Origin of the sequence: Nocardioides psychrotolerans (genome assembly GCF_900113685.1) — a bacterium.
GTDB lineage: Bacteria > Actinomycetota > Actinomycetes > Propionibacteriales > Nocardioidaceae > Nocardioides > Nocardioides psychrotolerans.
In genome coordinates, this window is sequence record NZ_FOQG01000003.1 from 140,706 (window position 1) to 157,429 (window position 16,724).

Here is a 16,724-nt window from a genome sequence, read left to right on the forward strand (position 1 = left end):
ACCCCTAAACCTCACCCTGTCAATTCCCACAGGTGCCGGAAGAGGCCGACCGCGACCACCACGGCACCCACCGCGAAGGACGCACAGATGCTCTCCGCGACCTCGGCCCGACGCGACCACCAGGCCGATCGCCAGCCGCGCCCCAGCGGGACCGCGAGCAGGATCACCGTCCCGGCGAGCACCGGGGCGACGACACCGATGGCGAGATCCGTGCCGGCCCCGCCGTCGACGAGCACCACGACCAGCAACACCAGCAGGCACACCAGACCGGCGGCCCGCAGGAGTGCCCGGGCCCCCACGTGGCGATAGCTGCGGGCCGCGAACAGCAGGGACACCCCCGAGAAGCCGACCATGGCGCGCGCGCCCCACCAGTCGTGGCGCTGGGCGGCGGCCTCCAGCAGCAACGGCGCCGAGACCACCACGACCGCGAGGATCGCGGCCGCCGAGGCCGTGACGATGCGGGTGCCGCGCGCCGCGACCAGCTCGACGGCACGCGAGGGCACCACGATGCGTCCGCGACGACCGGTCGGACGGTCCCGGGCCGACCAGGCGGTGACGGCCAGCCGCTCGAGGTCGATGAGGAACTGGTCGGGCACGTCGATGGCGAAGGACGGCACGAACCGCGCCGCCAGCGTGGCGAGCAGGAGCAGCAGCGCCCAGGCGACCTGGGGCCGGAAGTCCAGCAGCGCGGCGCCGCAGGTGATCACGAAGACCAGTGACCCCACGACGACCCAGACCCGGAGCGCCTCCTCGGAGTGCCGGTCCAGGGCGCGGGCGAGGGCCGCGGTCACAGCCCCGGTCAGCGCGGCCACCCCGATGATCGTGGGCAGCCGCTCGGGTGCGGGGTCCCAGGCGACGACGAAGGCGGCCGCAGCCGCGAACACGGGGGCGGCGAGGATCCGGTGCGCGGCGTAGCGGCCGACCGGAAGGATCCCCACGAACGCCGCGGCGCCGAGCAGGACCACGGTCGTCGTACGGAGGTCGGAGGGGGGCTCCTGCGAGGCCGACCAGCCCGCGACCAGCGCGAGCCCGACTGCGACGCTGAACCACAGGACCGAGAGGGCGCCGGGCGGCGCGTGGCGGTGGGCCTGGTCGTCCGTGCGGCGGTGGCCGGGCACCAGGGCCGGGGTGCCCCCGGGGAGCAGCGCGACCAGGACCGAGCCGCTGCCCACGCCGGCGGCCTTCAGGGCCTGGTCGGGGGTGAGCCGTCGACCGAGAGGGGTGCACAGGGCCGGGACCGAGCCGAGGCCGGCCTTGTCGGCGTACTCCACGGCGACGTCGGCGACCGACGCCCCGGAAGGGATCAGGAGGTCCAGCACCCCGGCGGGGCCGTGCACGCTCAGCGCGAGGGCGTCCGAGGTGGGCATGGTGGCCTCGCTGCCCGAGCCGGTCACGTCGCCTCCCCGAAGAGTCGCGGGTGCCGATCCACCCGGTCGAGCGCAGCGTAGTCGCTGCAAGGTGTGCCTATCATCAGGTCATCAAGCCTCCGCGGCAGGAGCGGGCCGGCCTCTCGGGCGCGGATGGTCGAAGGCGAGGACTGATCAGGTTGAGTACGACGCTTCGTGGGGCTCGAGTCGACGAGCCCGAGATGCCGTCCGGGCAGATCGTGCTGCAGCCACCGCCGCAGATCCAGCCCAGCGAGGGCGCCGCTGGCGTGATGATGAACGCGATCCCGATGCTCGGCAGCCTCGGCTCGATCGTGCTGGTCGCCACGATGGGCTCGCGCACAGGGGGCGGCTCGCTGCGCTTCATCGCCGCCGGCATGTTCCTCTTCGCCACGGTGGGCTTCATCATCGTGCAGGTCGACCGGCAGCGGAAGCAGCGTGCCCAGCAGGTCACGGGTTCGCGCACCGAGTACCTCCGCTACCTCAGCCAGGTCCGCAAGGTGGCGCGGGAGTCCGCCGACCAGCAGCGACGCTCCCTGACCTGGCACCACCCCGACCCCTCGTCGCTGCCGGCGCTGGCCGCTGAGCGCTCGCGGATCTGGGAGCACAGCAGCAGCGACGCCCGGTTCCTCCATGTCCGCTACGGACTGTGCGCCCAGCCGCTCGCCCTCGAGCTGGTCCCGCCCGAGAGCGCGCCCATCGACGAGGTCGACCCGGCCGCAGCCTCAGCCCTGCACCGGCTGCTGGTCGTGCACCGGCTCCAGCCGGACCTTCCCGCGTCGATCGACCTGCGCGCCTTCGACGGGGTCGACATCTGCGGCGACGAGGAGGAGGCGCGGGCCCTGGCCCGCGCCGTCATCTGCTCGGCGACCGCCTTCCACTCCCCCGAGAACCTGCTCGTCGCCGTCCTGACCTCCGACCAGCACCTGGCCCACTGGGACTGGATCAAGTGGCTGCCGCACGCCCAGAGCGCCGAGCAGAGCGACGCGGTCGGGCCGATGCGGATGGTGACCACGTCGCTGGCCGACCTGGCCACGCTGCTGCCGCCCGACCTGAGCGACCGGCCGCGCTTCGGCGCCGACGAACGCCCCGCGATCCCCCACATCCTGCTCGTCACCGACGGCGTGGAGCTGCCCCCCGGAAACCACGTGATCCCGCCCGACGGCCTGCACGGCGTGACCGTCATCGACCTGCCCGCGCGGTGGGGCGAGCTCGAGGACGCCAGCCGCCTGCGCATCCACTTCGACGACGGCCCGGCGGGCGAGGGACAGCGTCAGGCACCCGTCATGGCCCTGCGACTGCGCGAGGAGCCGATCCGCGCCAAGGCCGACCAGTGCGACCTCGCCACGGCCGAGGCCTTCGCCCGGCGCCTCACCCCGCTGCACACCGTCTCCACCGGCACGGCGGAGCCGAGCACCGGCGAGATCGCCGGTCCGACCGACTTCATGGACCTGCTGGGCCTCGGCGACGTGCGCACCTTCGACCCCGCCGCGGCCTGGCGCACCCGGCCCGCCCGCGACCGGCTGCGCGTGCCCATCGGCCTCGGCGAGTCCGGCGGGCTGGTGCACCTCGACATCAAGGAGTCCGCCCAGCAGGGCATGGGTCCCCACGGCCTGGTGATCGGCGCGACGGGCTCCGGCAAGTCGGAGTTCCTCCGCACGCTGGTCCTCGGGCTCGCGATGACGCACTCCTCCGAGCAGCTCAACATGGTGCTCGTCGACTTCAAGGGTGGTGCGACCTTCGCCGGCATGACCGACATGCCCCACGTCTCCGCGGTCATCACCAACCTCGCCAACGAGCTCACCCTCGTCGATCGCATGCAGGACGCCCTGTCCGGCGAGATGGTCCGCCGCCAGGAGCTGCTGCGCGACGCGGGCAACTTCGCCTCGATCCGCGACTACGAGAAGGCCCGGGCCTCCGGCGAGGACCTCGCCCCGATGCCGTCGTTGTTCATCGTGGTCGACGAGTTCTCCGAGATGCTCTCCGCCAAGCCGGAGTTCATCGACCTCTTCGTCGCCATCGGCCGGCTCGGGCGGTCGCTGGGCCTGCACCTCCTGCTCGCCTCGCAGCGCCTGGAGGAGGGCCGCCTGCGCGGGCTCGAGTCGCACCTGTCCTACCGCGTGGGCCTGCGCACCTTCAGCGCCCAGGAGTCCCGCACCGTGCTCGGCGTGCCCGACGCCTACGAGCTGCCCGCCGTCCCCGGCCTCGGCTACCTCAAGCCCGACCCGACCTCGATGACCCGGTTCAAGGCGGCCTACGTCTCCGGCCCGCCCTCGGGCCGCGTCCGGGTGCGCCGCGACGAGGGTGGCCACCTGCAGGGCATCCTCCCGTTCACGATCTCCGAGGTGCACAAGCTCGAGCTCCACGAGCCCGAGCCGGAGCCCCAGGTGCACGCCGAGCAGGACAGCCAGGAGTCGTTGCTCGACATCGCGGTGCAGCACATGGTCGGCCACGGCCCCGAGGCCCACGCCGTCTGGTTGCCGCCGCTCGACGTGTCCGACACGCTCGACGACCTGATGGTCGACCTCGTCGAGGACCCCGAGCTGGGACTCGTCTCCCCGCAGTGGCGCGCCCTCGGAGGGCTCGTCGTGCCCCTCGGGACCGTGGACCGCCCGCGCGAGCAGCGCCGCGACACCTTGACGATCAACCTGAGCGGCGCCTCGGGCCACGTCGCCGTCGTCGGCGGTCCGCGCAGCGGCAAGAGCACCCTCCTGCGCACCGTCGTGACGAGCATGTCGCTCACCACGACGCCGACGGAGTCGCAGTTCTTCGTGCTCGACTTCGGTGGCGGCACGTTCGCGCCGCTCACGCACCTGCCCCACGTCGCCGGCGTGGGCACGCGCTCCGAGCCCGACGTCGTACGCCGGATCATGGCCGAGGTCTCCGGGATCGTCGACCGTCGCGAGGCCTACTTCCGCGCCAACGGCATCGACTCCATCGAGACCTACCGCTCGAGGCGCGCCCAGGGCCGCGTCGACGACGGCTACGGCGACGTCTTCCTCGTGATCGACGGCTGGAGCACCCTGCGCTCCGACTTCGACGACCTCGAGATGGAGATCCAGCAGCTGGCGTCGCGCGGCCTGACCTTCGGTCTCCACATCGTCACCGCCGCCTCGCGCTGGGCCGACTTCCGAGCCGCGATGCGCGACCTGTTCGGCACCCGGCTCGAGCTGCGGCTCGGTGACGCGATGGACTCGGAGATCGACCGCAAGATCGCCCAGCTCGTGCCCACGGGCCGCCCGGGCCGCGGCCTGATCCAGGGCAAGCTGCACTTCCTCGGCGCGCTCCCGCGCATCGACGGCGACCCCGGGGCGGAGACCCTGGGCGACGGCGTCGACGCGCTCATCAAGCGCGTGGCTGCGGCCTGGCGCGGCCCCGCCGGTCCCAAGCTGCGACTCCTGCCCGAGCAGGTCCTGCTGTCGCGGGTCCGCGAGCTGGCCGGTGCCTCCACCACGCCCGGAGAGGTCACGGACAAGCGCCTGCTGCTCGGCATCAACGAGAAGGAGCTCGCCCCGGTCGCCCTCGACCCCGACACCGAACCGCACCTGCTGGTCTTCGGCGACGGCCAGTCCGGCAAGAGCGGGATCCTGCGGACCTACGCCCACGAAGTGATGCGCACGCGCACCGCCCAGGAGGCTCAGATCATCGTCGTCGACTACCGACGGTCGCTGCTGGGCGAGGTGCCCGAGGACTACCTGGTCAACTACCTGACCTCCGCCACCCAGGCCGGTCCGGCGCTCAAGGACCTCGCGACCTACCTCGAGAGCCGCATCCCCGGCCCCGACGTGACCCCTGACCAGCTGCGCAACCGCAGCTGGTGGACCGGCGCCGAGGTCTTCGTGGTCGTCGACGACTACGACCTGGTCGCCACGCAGCAGACCTCACCGGTCGCCGTGCTCCAGCCCCTCATGGCGCAGGCCCGCGACGTGGGCCTGCACCTGGCGGTCGCTCGTCGCTCCGGTGGCGCATCACGAGCGCTCTACGAGCCGGTCATCCAGTCGATGCGCGACCTCGCGATGCCGGGCCTGATGCTCTCGGGCAGCCCCGACGAGGGACCGCTCCTGGGCAACCTGCGCCCCATGCCCCTGCCCGCCGGTCGGGGTCGCCTGATCACCCGCGACCGCGGCACCGAGGTCGTGCAGACGGCCTGGACCGAGCCCCCGCTCTGACGCCGTCGGACAGCTGAGCGCTCAGGTGTGCGTGTGCACCCCGGGCCCGCTGACCTTGAGGCTCGGCATGTCGTCGAGGTCGTAGGTCAGCTCGAAGGTACGGCGGTAGCCGGTGTGCGCGACCCGCCAGCCATCCGGCGTACGCACGTAGCGGTCGGTGTAGAACGCCGCACCCTCGAGCATGAAGCGGAAGGCCTCGACGATCACCTTGTCCTGGAGGTACCACCGGGCGGTCGCCTCGTCGCCCTCGATCGTGATCTCGGGGTGGTGGACCTGGTGCATCGTGATGAGCCCCTCCCCGAGGTTCTCCCGCATGTAGGTCACCAGCGCCGCACGGTCGGCGAAGACCAGCCCGTTGTAGTCACCGGTGGCCTCGGGCAGGAAGCAGGCCTCGAAGTCGTCCCAGGCCTTGGTGTCCAGGGTCCGCAGGTAGCGGTACTTGAGCTGGCAGATGTCGTCGTAGTCGGTCACAACCCGCAATCTAGCGACCACTGTGGGCCGGATCACGTGGTTCCTGGTGCGGATGAGACGTGGATGTAACCGCCGGTCAACCTCCCGGCGATGTCGGCGGCGCACCCTGGGGTCACCGAGCAGCCCGGAACGACCTGAGGGAGACCCCCCGATGACCGCGAAGATCACCACCGCCACCGAGACCGACGAAGCCCGCGAGAAGCGCGCCGCGCTCAAGCTGCGTCACGCACGCGACCTCACCTCCCTGATGGACGAGCGCGCCGACCTGCGTGGCGTCCACGCCCTCGCCGACATGGTCGACGACGCGGTCCGCTGGACCGCGTGAAAGAGACTTCGTCTCTTCCATTGGGAGTACTCGCTTCGCTCGTACTCCCGGTCTTTGTGTGACCCGGCGAGCGTGAACGACTTCGTCGTCCATTGGAAGTACTCGCTTCGCTCGTACTTCCGGTCTGAGCCGGACTGAGATGTGACACGAGGCGCCGACCCGCTTGGGGGTCGGCGCCTTACGTCGTGGGTCGCGCCTCAGAGGGCGTTGAGGATGGCCTTCGCGAGCGGTCCGGACGAGGCGGGGTTCTGACCGGTGAAGAGCGAGCGGTCGACCACGACGTGCTCGGACCACGGGTCTGCTTCCTGGAAGTCGACGCCGAGCGCGACGAGACGGTCCTGGAGCAGCCAGGGCGCCTTGTCGGCCAGGCCGGCCTGGGTCTCCTCGGCGTTGGTGAAGCCGGTCGCGCGGTAACCCGCGAACGGCGAGCGACCCTCGGCATCGGCCGTGGCGAGCAGCGCTGCGGGGGCGTGGCACACGATGCCGAGGGGCTTGCCCGAGGCGAGGGTCTCCGCGAGCAGGGTGCCCGACGTCGCGTTGACGGAGAGGTCCTCCATGGGACCGTGGCCGCCGGGGTAGAACACGACCGCGTAGTCGTCGAGGGCCACGTCGGCCAGGTCGAGCGGGGAGTCGAGCTCGGCGATGGAGTCGAGCTCGACCTTGACCGCGTCGGCTGCCTCCTGACCGCCGTTGGCGTCGGCCGCGAGGCTGCCCTGGTCGACCACGGGGACGACCCCGTCCGGGGTGGCGATCTCGACGGTGTGGCCGGCTGCGACGAACGCGCGGTAGGGCGCGACGAGCTCTTCGGCCCAGAAGCCGGTCGGGTGCTGCGAGCCGTCCTTCAGCGTCCAGTGCCGGGCTCCGGTGACGACGAACAGGATCTTGCTCATCTGTGCTCCTTCGGGTCGGGGGTGTCTGTCCCAACCGGTGCCCCAGCACGGCCATTCCGATCGTCAGGGTGACGAGCCCCTCACGGGAGGCTCAGCGACGGCCGGTCTTGAACATCCCGCGGGCGATCTCGCGGGCCGCGGTGCGCATAAAGTCCTTGAAGGCGCCGGACTGCACGACGTCGCGCACCAGTCCGCCCTCGTCCTGCTCGGAGCCCGTAGGACGAGCGGAGGTCGGCTTCTTCCTCGCCGCTTCCTCGGTCTCGCGCTTGCGCGCACCCTCCTCGAGCTTGGCCGCGAGCAGCTCGCGGGCCGACTCGCGGTCCACCGGCTCGGCGTAGCGGGCGTTGCGGGGGCTGGCCGCGACCGTCGCCTGCATGGCGGCCGGGTCGCTGGGACCCATGCGGGACTCAGGTGCCCGCAGCCGGGTCCAGGCGACCGGGGTCGGGGCACCGCGCTCGTTCATGACGGTGACCACGGCCTCGCCGATGCCGAGGCTCGTGATGACCTCGCCGAGGTCGGCGTAGGCGCTGGTCGGGTAGGTGCTGACCGTGGCCTTGAGCGCCTTGGCGTCGTTGGGTGTGTGGGCACGCAGCTGGTGCTGGATCCGGGAGCCGAGCTGGCCCAGCACCTCGTCCGGGACGTCGGTGGGGCTCTGGGTCACGAAGAAGACGCCGACGCCCTTGGAGCGGATCAGCCGCACGGTCCGGGCGATCTGGTCGAGGAACTCCTCGGAGGCGTCGTCGAAGAGCAGGTGCGCCTCGTCGAAGAAGAAGACCAGCTTGGGCCGGTCGACGTCGCCTACCTCGGGCAGGTCGTGAAAGAGGTCGGCCAGCAGCCACATCAGGAAGGTGGAGAACACCGCGGGACGGTCCTGGAGGTTCGGCAGCTCGACGAGCGAGATCAGGCCCCTGCCGTCGGCCGTGGTCTGGAGCAGGTCGGCGGAGGCGAACTCGGGCTCACCGAAGAACGCGTCGGCACCCTGGTCCTGGAAGCCGATGAGCTCGCGCAGGATCACGCCCGCGGTGGCCGAGGACAGTCCGCCGAGCGCCTTGAGCTCGGGCTTTCCCTCGTCGCTGGTCAGGTGCGCGACCACGGCGCGCAGGTCGGCCAGGTCCAGCAGCGGCAGGCCGGTCTGGTCGGCGTAGTGGAAGACCAGGCCGAGGCTCGACTCCTGGGTGTCGTTGAGGCCGAGCACCTTGCTCAGCAGCGTCGGACCGAAGGCGCTCATCGTGACGCGCAGCGGGATGCCCGTGCCCTCGCCGCCGATCGCGTAGTACTCCACCGGGAAGCCCGTGGCGGTCCACTGCTGACCCACGGACGCCGCCCGGGCGCTGACCTTGTCGCCACCCTCCCCCGGCGTCGCGAGGCCGGACAGGTCGCCCTTGATGTCGGCGGCGAACACCGGGACCCCGTGGTCGCTGAGCTGCTCGGCCAGCAGCTGGAGGGTCTTGGTCTTGCCGGTGCCGGTCGCGCCGGCCACGAGACCGTGCCGGTTCAGCATCGCCAGCGGGATCCGGATCGGGGTCGACGAGAGCGTCTGGGCGTCGAGCATCAGCCCGCCCAGCTCGAGGGCCGCGCCCTCGAAGGTGTAGCCCGGGGCCACTGCCTGCACGATGGGGTTCTCCGGCTGGGCGGGGGTCTCCGTCATGGCCCTCAATCTAGCCGCCGGCCGCACGCTGCCAGGATCGGCAGAAGAGGGCCCTTTACACTCGCGACGTGATCTTCAAACGCGTCGGCGAGGGGCGGCCCTACCCCGAGCACGGGCTCTCGCCCCGTGCCTGGGCCGGCGTGCCCCCGCGCCAGGTGCGTCTCGATGAGCTGGTCACGACCAAGGACACCCTGCAGCTCGCCGCGCTCCTCGACGAGGACTCGACCTTCTACGGCGACCTGTTCGCCCACGTCGTGCAGTGGGAGGGCGAGTACTACCTCGAGGACGGTCTGCACCGCGCCCTGCGGGCTGCCCTGCAGCAGCGCCTGGTCCTGCACGCCCGCGTCCACCGGTTGGAGGCCTGACATGGCAGCGACGGCACTGGCCCGGATCCGCTCGGCGGCAACCCTGCTGAGCCTGCTGGCCCTGCTCCTCGCCGGGGTCGCCTGGGGCTGGTCGGCGATGACCGAGCCGTTCCCCGAGAGCGCCGAGGTCTCGATCTGCACCGACACGGCGGTCCCGGCCGGCACCAAGGTCTACCCCGACCAGGTGACCGTCAGCGTCGCCAACGCCGGCAGCCGGGAAGGACTCGCCGGGCGCACCATGCAGCTGCTCGTCGACGCGGGCTTCGGCCGCGGCCAGACCGGCAACGCGCCCTCCGGCACCGATGTCGCCTACGCCGAGATCTGGACCGACGACCCCGAGAACCCCGCCGTACGCCTGCTCAAGGGCAAGCTCGGCCGCGAGTCCACGGTCGTGCGGCGCGACACGACGCTGGTGGGCGTGACCGTGATCGTGGGCGACGACTTCATGCGCCTGCGCGAAGGTGGCGCGTGGACCAAGTCGGGCGAGGACTCCCGGATCTGCTCACCCACCGTGGTCGAGCCGGACAACGGCGTTACTCCCTAGCAGGGGGTTCGTCCAGCCACTGCGCGAGGCGCCCACCGCGGCTGACCTGCCGCAGCCGCTCCTCCGTGCGCTCGCGGACCTTGCGGGGCGTCACGATGAGGAGCTCGTCGCCATGGCGCAGGACCGAGCGGGGCTGCGGCACCTTGGTCTCCCCGTCACGGATGATCAGCGAGACCGAGGCCCCTTGGGGCAGGCGCAGCTCGCCCACCTCGACGCCGTGCATCAACGACGCCGGGCTGATGGTGATCTGGAGCAGGTCGGCGGCCACCCGCTCGAGCGGAGCGGCCTCGAGCTCCAGGTCGCGAGGCTCGCTGCGGCGGGTCACCTTGAGCACCCGGGCCACGAGCGGCAGCGTCGGGCCGGTGAGCAGCGTGTAGATCACGACCATCACGAAGACGATGTCGAAGAGTCGCTCCGCGCCGTCCACCCCCTCGGAGAGCGGGATGGTCGTGAAGACGATCGGCACCGCACCTCGCAGCCCGGCCCAGGACAGGAATCCCAGCTCACGCCAGGGCATCGGCTGGACCAGCGCGCTGACCAGGACCGAGAGGGGCCGAGCCACGAAGGTGAGGATCAGGCCGGCAGCCAGCGCGAGACCGACGATCTCCAGCGACAGGCGTCCCGGGGAGAGGAGGAGCCCGAGCATCACGAACAGCCCGATCTGGGCCAGCCACGCGATCCCCTCGGAGAACGACCGCGTGGCTCCGCGGTGCGGCAGCTCGGAGTTGCCGAGCACGAGGGCGGCGACGTAGACGGCGGCGAAGCCGGAGGCGTGCACGGCGACGCCTCCGGCGTAGGCGAAGATCGTCAGGCAGAGAACGGCGATGGGGTAGAGGCCGGAGGACGGCAGCGCGGCCCGGCGCATCACCCAGGCACCGCCGAAACCGACCGCGAGCCCGACCAGCACCCCGGCGGCGAGCTCGAAGATGATGGTGGCCACCATCATCAGCACCCCCTCCTCGGCCGCGGCGCCGGAGGACACCAGCACGACCAGGACCACCGTGGGCGCGTCGTTGAGCCCGGACTCCGCCTCCAGCGAGCCCGTCAGGCGCTTCGGGAGCGGAACCACGCGGAGCACCGAGAAGACCGCCGCGGCGTCGGTCGCAGACGTGACGGCGCCGAGGAGGACCGCCAGCTCCCAGGGCAGCCCCAGGAGGTAGTGGCTGCCGACCGCGACGATCGTGACCGAGACGCTCACCCCGATCGTCGCCAGCGAGACCCCGAGCCGCATCGCGGGACGGATCTCACGCCAGCTGGTCGTCAGACCACCCTCGGCGAGGATCAGCACCAGTGCGGCGAACCCCAGGGCGTGCGCCAGCTCGGCGTCCTCGAAGGCGATCCCGACCCCCGACTCCCCGAGGGCGACGCCGATCAGGAGGTAGACCAGCAGGCTCGGCAGACCGGCCCGGGAGGAGACCCGCACGGCCAGGACCGCCAGCAACGTGACGGCAGAGCCCACCAGCAAGAACGTGTCGAGCTGATGGACGTCGAAAGTCATGTCGCCTCCTCGGGCCAGGCGGGGCGGCGGGCCCGCAGTCTATCGGTCCGCGGGACGTGTCTTCCCTCGCACGAAATTGGAACTTGTTCTAGATTTGTTCCATGAGCACCGACTCCGCCCGCAAGGGCACGACCATCCCCGACGTCGTGTCGGCGGCCGACCTGCCTGCTGACGCGCCGTCGTACGACGTGGTGGTGGTGGGGTTCGGCATCGCCGGCGGCTGCGCGGCGCTCGAGGCGGCCCGGGCCGGCGCCTCGGTGCTGCTGCTGGAGAAGGCGGCGGTCCACGGCGGGACCTCGAGCATGTCGGGCGGGCACTTCTACCTCGGCGGTGGCACGGCGGTGCAGGTCGCGACGGGCCAGGAGGACACCGCCGAGGCGATGTACGACTACCTGGTCGCGGCTGCCAAGGAGCCCGAGCCGGACAAGATCCGGGCCTACTGCGACCAGTCGGTCGAGCACTTCGAGTGGCTCGAGGCGCTGGGCTTCGAGTTCGAGCGCAGCTTCTACCCCGAGAAGGCCGTGATCCAGCCCGGCACCCAGGGGCTGATGTTCACCGGCAACGAGAAGGTCTGGCCCTACCGCGACCTGGCGAAGCCGGCTCCCCGCGGCCACAAGGTCCCCGTGCCCGGAGACACCGAGGGCACCCGCATCGTCATGGACCTGCTCCGAGATCGTATCGAGGAGGCCGGCGTCACCGTCCGCTACGAGACCGGCGTGACCAACCTCATCGTCACCGCGGACGGTGCGGTCGCCGGCGTCGCCTGGCGCTCGTTCGACGAGAGCGGCCTGGTCGGCGCCCCGTCGGTGGTCCTCGCCGCGGGCGGCTTCGTGATGAACGCCGACATGGTCGCCGAGCACACACCGGCGCTGGGCTCCAAGCTCTTCACCCTCGGATCGACGTACGACGACGGGCTGGGCATCCGCCTCGGCGTCTCGGTGGGGGCGGAGCTGAAGCACATGGACGAGCCTTTCATCACCGCGCCGCTCTATCCCCCGTCGGTGCTGGTCACGGGGCTGCTGGTCAACCAGCAGGGCGAGCGCTTCGTTGCCGAGGACAGCTATCACTCGCGGACCTCGCAGCTCGTCATGGAGCAGACCCACTCCGCGGCCTACCTGATCGTCGACAGCGAGCACGTGGAATACCCCAAGATGCCCCTGGTCCCGCTCATCGACGGCTACGAGACGCTCGAGGAGATGGCGGCCGCTCTCGACCTTCCGCTCGAGACGCTGCGGTCCACGGTCGAGCACTACAACGAGCACGCCGCACGCGGCGAGGACCCCGACTTCCACAAGGCGCCCGACTGGTTGGCGCCGCAGGCCGTCGCACCCTGGGCCGTCTTCGACCTCCGCCTCGGCCACGCGCTCTACGCCGGCTTCACGCTCGGCGGCATGCGGGTCACCGTCGACGGCGAGGTCCAGCGTCCCGACGGCACGGTGGTCGACGGCCTCTACGCCGCCGGGGCCTGTGCCTCCAACCTGGCCCAGGACGGCAAGGGCTACTGCTCCGGCACCCAGCTCGGCGAGGGCTCGTTCTTCGGTCGTCGCGCCGGCCGCCATGCAGCTCAGGTGCGGGTGCCCGCGTAGCCTCGGCCGCGTGACGAACCGCCTCCAGGTGGCGCAGCGCGCCAACGTGCCCCCGTTCCACGTCATGGACCTGCTGGAGGCCTCTGCCCGGCGCCAGCGCAGCCACGGCGACGTGATCAACCTGCTCGCCGGGCAGCCCAGCACGGGCGCACCGGAGCCGGTGCGAGCCGAGGCGGTCCGGCTGCTCGGCTCGGGCGACCCGCTGGGCTACACCCCGGCGGTCGGGATCCTGGAGCTGCGGGAGGCGATCGCGGGCCACCACCGGCGCGTGCACGGCATCGAGGTCGACGCCGACCAGGTCGTGGTCACGACCGGGTCCAGTGGTGGCTTCCTGCTCGCGTTCCTCGCGGCGTTCGAGGTCGGCGACCGCGTGGCCATGGCCCGGCCTGGCTACCCCTGCTACCGCAACGTCCTCTCGGCGCTGGGCTGCGAGGTGGTCGAGATCGCCACCGGCCCGGAGACCCGCTTCCAGCCGACCGTCGAGCAGCTCGACGCCCTGCACGTCGAGGGCCCGGGACTCAAGGGGGTCGTCGTCGCGAGCCCGGCCAACCCGACCGGCACCATGCTGCTGCCCGAGGAGCTCGCCGCCATCGCACGGTGGTGCGAGCAGGAGGGCGTGCAGCTGATCTCCGACGAGATCTACCACGGCATCGAGTACGCCGGGCTCGACGACGAGGGCACGTCCCTGGCCCGGTCCGCGTGGGAGACCAGCCGTGAGGCCGTCGTGTTCTCGAGCTTCTCCAAGTACTTCTCCATGACCGGCTGGCGGATCGGTTGGATGCTGGTCCCGGACCGGTTGCGTCGAGCCGTCGACGTGCTCACCGGCAACTTCACGATCTGCCCCCCGGTGCTCGCGCAGCGCGCCTGCCTGGCCGCCTTCGACGACGCGACGTACGCCGAGCTCGACGGCCACGTGCGCCGCTACGCGCTCAACCGGCGGCTGCTGCTCGACGGGCTGCCCCGGCTGGGGATCGAGCGCCTCGCGCCGGCCGACGGCGCGTTCTACGTCTACGCCGACGTCGACCACCTGACCCAGGACTCCATGGCGTTCACGCACCACCTGCTCGAGACCTCGAGCGTCGCCCTGGCTCCCGGGGTGGACTTCGACACCGCCGAGGGCCACCGCTTCGTCCGCTTCAGCTTCGCCGGGCCCGCCGACGACATCGAGCGGGCGCTGGAGCGTCTGGAGCGCGCGTGGACGTGAGCGCCCACAGCACCGACGTGGGCCTCGCGATCAGCGCAGCGCAGGCAGGCGCCGAGATCATCCGGGCGCGCTACGGCGCCCCTGTGGTCAAGACCTTCAAGTCCGAGCGGGACTTCGCGACCGGGGTCGACCTCGAGGCCGAGCGCGCCATCCAGCAGGCGATCGCGCGGGATCGGCCCGACGACGCCTTCGAGGGCGAGGAGGTGGGCCTGGTCGGGACGTCGGCCGCCCGTCGTGCGTGGTTGGTCGACCCGCTCTGCGGCACGCTCAACTTCGCGGCCGGCACCCCGTTGGTCGCCGTCAACGTCGCGCTGCGTGTCGACCAGCAGGTGGTCGCCGCAGCGATGGCCGACCCGTTCAGCGGGGAGACGTTCTGGACCGACGGCGAGGGCGCCGTGCGGACCAGGGCCGGCGAGCGCTCGCCCCTGACCCCGAGCGGCGACACCCGCCTGGTCGACCTGGACATGGACGGGGATCCCGTCTGGGCTGCCTCCCTGGTGGCGGAGCCGGCGTTCCACGCCTACTTCGGCAGCAGGGTCATCTCCAGCAGCCTGGCGGTCGCCTGGGTGGCCGCCGGCCGCCGGGCGGCCTACGTGCACGCGGGCGACGCACGCGGGAGTGTCCACTTCGCCGCCGGCATCGCGGTGTGCCGCGCCGCGGGGTGCGTGGTCACGGACCTGCGTGGCGCCGAGGTCGGGACCAGCGGCGACGGTTTGCTGGTGGCGGCTGACGCGGCCACGCACGCCCGGCTGCTGACGATCCTCAGCGGGCTGGGCGCTCCCACGCGGTGAGGCCGCTCGTGCGCGCGGGCTTGGAGGCGCCGGCGAAGCCCAGCCCGGCCAGGAACCCCTTGCGGATGAAGCCGTTGCGCACCCGCTGCGGGTGGTCGCCCACCCTGGTCGTGGTGACGATGCGCTCGGTGGCATAGCTGATGCGCGAGACCGTGTCGGAGCCCGCCCACGAGATGTAGCAGTAGCGACCGTCGGCGCTGGGCGTCACCCAGTAAGGCTTGAGCCCGCCCTTCAGCAACGGGCTGCGACGGTCGGTGCGCGCGTCGACCACGGTGGCGTAGTCGGACATGGTGCCGGCGACGCAGAGCTTGGTGCCCCGGGGGTTCATCGCGATCCCGTGGTGGGCGGAGTCGAGCAGGTAGAGCTCCCGGGGTGTCGTCCTCACCAGGTTGGGGAGGCGGACGACCTTGGTGATCTTGCCGCTCGCCCGGTCGAGCCGGACGTAGCCGTGGAAGAACGACAGCTGGAAGTAGATCTGCTTCTCGTCCGGAGAGAGCGTCAGCGGACGCACCGCCGAGCTCACGTCGTCGAGGCCGCGCGCATCGAGTGCCTTCCGCACGTTGTAACGGCGCAGGATCTCGAAGGTCCGCGCATCCACCACCTGCAGCACCCGGTCGTCCTTGGTCGCGTCCAGCGCCGGGTCGTCGAGCGGGCTGTAGACCATGCCGATGCTCGCGTGCAGGATCTTGCGGCCGCCATCGATGAAGACGCTCTCGTGCGGCGAGCCGCCCGAGGCGAACTTCCCGACCTGCTTGCCGTCAGAGACCCGCAGGACGTGGACGACGTTGCCGGTCGAGGCGCTCACCACGACGCGCTTGCCGTCGGGCGAGACCGCCATGTGGTCGGAGCGGACCCCGTCGACGGCGAAGCGCCACACGATCTTCTTCGTGCGCAGGCTGATCGCGACCACGTCGCCGAAGGAGGGGCGCGAGATCACGACGAGGCGGCCGTCGTTGGAGGAGTACATATCGTCGACGAACTGGTCGTTGCCCTCGCCGATGAGCTCGCGGATGGCCAGGAAGTAGGCCAGCCGGTAAGGGTTGGTGGCGATCTCACGCATCCGGGCGTCGTAGTCGGGGATCACATCGAGCTTGCCGACCCGCTCGAACGTCCGCGGGTCGAGGAGGGTGGCGGTCCCCTCCCAGTTGTTGCCCACGAAGACCACCCCGCGCACGTCGTCGTCGGCCGCCTGGGCCGACGTAGCCGACGTGGGCGCGCCGAGGGCGAGGACCACGGCCAGTCCTGCGACCAGGCCCGTGATCAGGACCCTGATCAGGCGTGCAACCAGTGACGAACGTGTGACATGGCGGTGCATGGGGGCGCTCCTTCGCGACGCGTGACCCCCCGATCATGCCTGTGGAGGGCGTTTCGAGAGGGACCAACGAGGGAAAGCGCTCCAGGACACGATCAGCCACCCAGGGAGGACCTGACCGATGGACGGCGACACCGACCAGCTGCGCCGACGCGTCGACCAGCTCCGCGAGCAGGGCGTCGACGTGCGCACCCTCGCCGACCAGCTCGTCGCGCGCACCGAGAGCCTCGGCTGGACCGGCCGGGCGGCCGAGTCGATGCGACTGCGCATCCACGAGCGCGCCACCCGCCTGCGCGACGCGGCGGCCGAGCACGAGGTCGCCGCCGAGACCCTCCGCCGCCACCTCCTCCAGGTCTCGGGCGTCCGGGAGTCGATCGCCCGACGCCAGAGCCGGGCAGCGAGCCTCGTCGCCGACGCCCGCTCCCGGGCCACGCAGGAACAGGCCCTCGAGGACGACCGGGTGCTGATCGCCTTCACCCCGCCACCGTCCGGGCATCGGGACTGGCTGACCATCGAGCTGCCCGGACTCTGAGAGG

14 protein-coding genes are annotated in these 16,724 nt (G+C 71.5%); 8 read left to right on the top strand and 6 right to left on the bottom strand.

What is annotated here, in order from left to right:
* Positions 1-11: 11 nt before the first annotated feature.
* Positions 12-1,367: a ubiquitin family protein gene (locus BM204_RS05095; RefSeq protein ID WP_143099657.1), complete on the bottom strand. Its 1,356-nt coding sequence runs from the start codon at positions 1,365-1,367 to the stop codon at positions 12-14.
* Between the two features lie 221 nt (positions 1,368-1,588).
* Here BM204_RS05095 and eccCa point away from each other — a divergent pair, with 221 nt between their 5' ends.
* Positions 1,589-5,554, top strand: coding sequence for a type VII secretion protein EccCa (eccCa, locus tag BM204_RS05100; RefSeq protein WP_091110960.1), 3,966 nt, complete (start codon positions 1,589-1,591; stop codon positions 5,552-5,554).
* A 21-nt stretch (positions 5,555-5,575) separates the two neighbouring features.
* Here eccCa and BM204_RS05105 read toward each other — a convergent pair whose 3' ends face one another.
* Complete coding sequence (locus tag BM204_RS05105) at positions 5,576-6,025, bottom strand: nuclear transport factor 2 family protein (RefSeq protein WP_091110962.1); 450 nt, start codon at positions 6,023-6,025, stop codon at positions 5,576-5,578.
* Positions 6,026-6,176: 151 nt separating this feature from the next.
* On the opposite strand from BM204_RS05105, the gene BM204_RS22530 reads away from it, so the two are divergent.
* On the top strand, positions 6,177-6,350 hold the full coding sequence (locus BM204_RS22530; RefSeq protein WP_170259100.1) for a hypothetical protein: 174 nt from the start codon (positions 6,177-6,179) through the stop codon (positions 6,348-6,350).
* A gap of 197 nt (positions 6,351-6,547) precedes the next feature.
* On the opposite strand, the gene BM204_RS05110 is transcribed toward BM204_RS22530, so the two are convergent.
* Positions 6,548-7,240, bottom strand: a complete 693-nt coding sequence (locus BM204_RS05110) for a type 1 glutamine amidotransferase domain-containing protein (protein WP_091110963.1) — start codon at positions 7,238-7,240, stop codon at positions 6,548-6,550.
* Positions 7,241-7,331: 91 nt separating this feature from the next.
* On the bottom strand, positions 7,332-8,888 hold the full coding sequence (locus tag BM204_RS05115) for a helicase HerA-like domain-containing protein (protein ID WP_091110965.1): 1,557 nt from the start codon (positions 8,886-8,888) through the stop codon (positions 7,332-7,334).
* 68 nt (positions 8,889-8,956) lie between these two features.
* Between BM204_RS05115 and BM204_RS05120 the strand changes: the two genes are divergently transcribed.
* On the top strand, positions 8,957-9,253 hold the full coding sequence (locus BM204_RS05120; protein ID WP_091110966.1) for a type II toxin-antitoxin system VapB family antitoxin: 297 nt from the start codon (positions 8,957-8,959) through the stop codon (positions 9,251-9,253).
* Between the two features lies 1 nt (position 9,254).
* Positions 9,255-9,797, top strand: coding sequence for a LytR C-terminal domain-containing protein (locus tag BM204_RS05125; RefSeq protein WP_091110968.1), 543 nt, complete (start codon positions 9,255-9,257; stop codon positions 9,795-9,797).
* Here the strand turns inward: BM204_RS05125 and BM204_RS05130 are convergent.
* Entirely contained in the window at positions 9,787-11,295 is a 1,509-nt protein-coding gene (locus BM204_RS05130; protein ID WP_091110969.1) for a potassium/proton antiporter, read from the bottom strand. The two genes, BM204_RS05125 and BM204_RS05130, sit on opposite strands and share 11 nt — an antisense overlap.
* 101 nt (positions 11,296-11,396) lie before the next feature.
* Between BM204_RS05130 and BM204_RS05135 the strand changes: the two genes are divergently transcribed.
* The 3 genes from BM204_RS05135 to BM204_RS05145 are packed head-to-tail and all read left to right on the top strand — an operon-like array spanning position 11,397 to position 14,876.
* Positions 11,397-12,881 (top strand): FAD-binding protein, encoded by a 1,485-nt coding sequence (locus BM204_RS05135; RefSeq protein ID WP_091110971.1) that lies wholly within the window; start codon positions 11,397-11,399, stop codon positions 12,879-12,881.
* Positions 12,882-12,891: 10 nt separating this feature from the next.
* Complete coding sequence (locus BM204_RS05140) at positions 12,892-14,085, top strand: pyridoxal phosphate-dependent aminotransferase (RefSeq protein ID WP_246166091.1); 1,194 nt, start codon at positions 12,892-12,894, stop codon at positions 14,083-14,085.
* The gene (locus BM204_RS05145; RefSeq protein WP_218031163.1) at positions 14,082-14,876 is read left to right on the top strand and encodes an inositol monophosphatase family protein; all 795 of its coding nucleotides are present in this window, start codon (positions 14,082-14,084) and stop codon (positions 14,874-14,876) included. The genes BM204_RS05140 and BM204_RS05145 overlap by 4 nt, the downstream gene beginning before the upstream one ends.
* Here the strand turns inward: BM204_RS05145 and BM204_RS05150 are convergent.
* On the bottom strand, positions 14,848-16,191 hold the full coding sequence (locus tag BM204_RS05150) for a YncE family protein (RefSeq protein ID WP_218031162.1): 1,344 nt from the start codon (positions 16,189-16,191) through the stop codon (positions 14,848-14,850). The two genes, BM204_RS05145 and BM204_RS05150, sit on opposite strands and share 29 nt — an antisense overlap.
* 118 nt (positions 16,192-16,309) lie before the next feature.
* Between BM204_RS05150 and BM204_RS05155 the strand changes: the two genes are divergently transcribed.
* Positions 16,310-16,720 (top strand): hypothetical protein, encoded by a 411-nt coding sequence (locus BM204_RS05155; protein ID WP_091110976.1) that lies wholly within the window; start codon positions 16,310-16,312, stop codon positions 16,718-16,720.
* Positions 16,721-16,724 lie beyond the last annotated feature (4 nt).

What these genes read in the sequence shown, in the direction of transcription:
- eccCa (WP_091110960.1), top strand. Translation starts at nt 1,589, where the DNA reads ATGCCGTCCGGGCAGATCGTGCTGCAGCCACCGCCGCAGATCCAGCCC.
- BM204_RS05115 (WP_091110965.1), bottom strand. Translation starts at nt 8,888, where the DNA reads ATGACGGAGACCCCCGCCCAGCCGGAGAACCCCATCGTGCAGGCAGTG.
- BM204_RS05110 (WP_091110963.1), bottom strand. Translation starts at nt 7,240, where the DNA reads ATGAGCAAGATCCTGTTCGTCGTCACCGGAGCCCGGCACTGGACGCTG.
- BM204_RS22530 (WP_170259100.1), top strand. Translation starts at nt 6,177, where the DNA reads ATGACCGCGAAGATCACCACCGCCACCGAGACCGACGAAGCCCGCGAG.
- BM204_RS05135 (WP_091110971.1), top strand. Translation starts at nt 11,397, where the DNA reads ATGAGCACCGACTCCGCCCGCAAGGGCACGACCATCCCCGACGTCGTG.
- BM204_RS05150 (WP_218031162.1), bottom strand. Translation starts at nt 16,191, where the DNA reads ATGCACCGCCATGTCACACGTTCGTCACTGGTTGCACGCCTGATCAGG.
- BM204_RS05155 (WP_091110976.1), top strand. Translation starts at nt 16,310, where the DNA reads ATGGACGGCGACACCGACCAGCTGCGCCGACGCGTCGACCAGCTCCGC.
- BM204_RS05095 (WP_143099657.1), bottom strand. Translation starts at nt 1,367, where the DNA reads ATGCCCACCTCGGACGCCCTCGCGCTGAGCGTGCACGGCCCCGCCGGG.
- BM204_RS05125 (WP_091110968.1), top strand. Translation starts at nt 9,255, where the DNA reads ATGGCAGCGACGGCACTGGCCCGGATCCGCTCGGCGGCAACCCTGCTG.
- BM204_RS05130 (WP_091110969.1), bottom strand. Translation starts at nt 11,295, where the DNA reads ATGACTTTCGACGTCCATCAGCTCGACACGTTCTTGCTGGTGGGCTCT.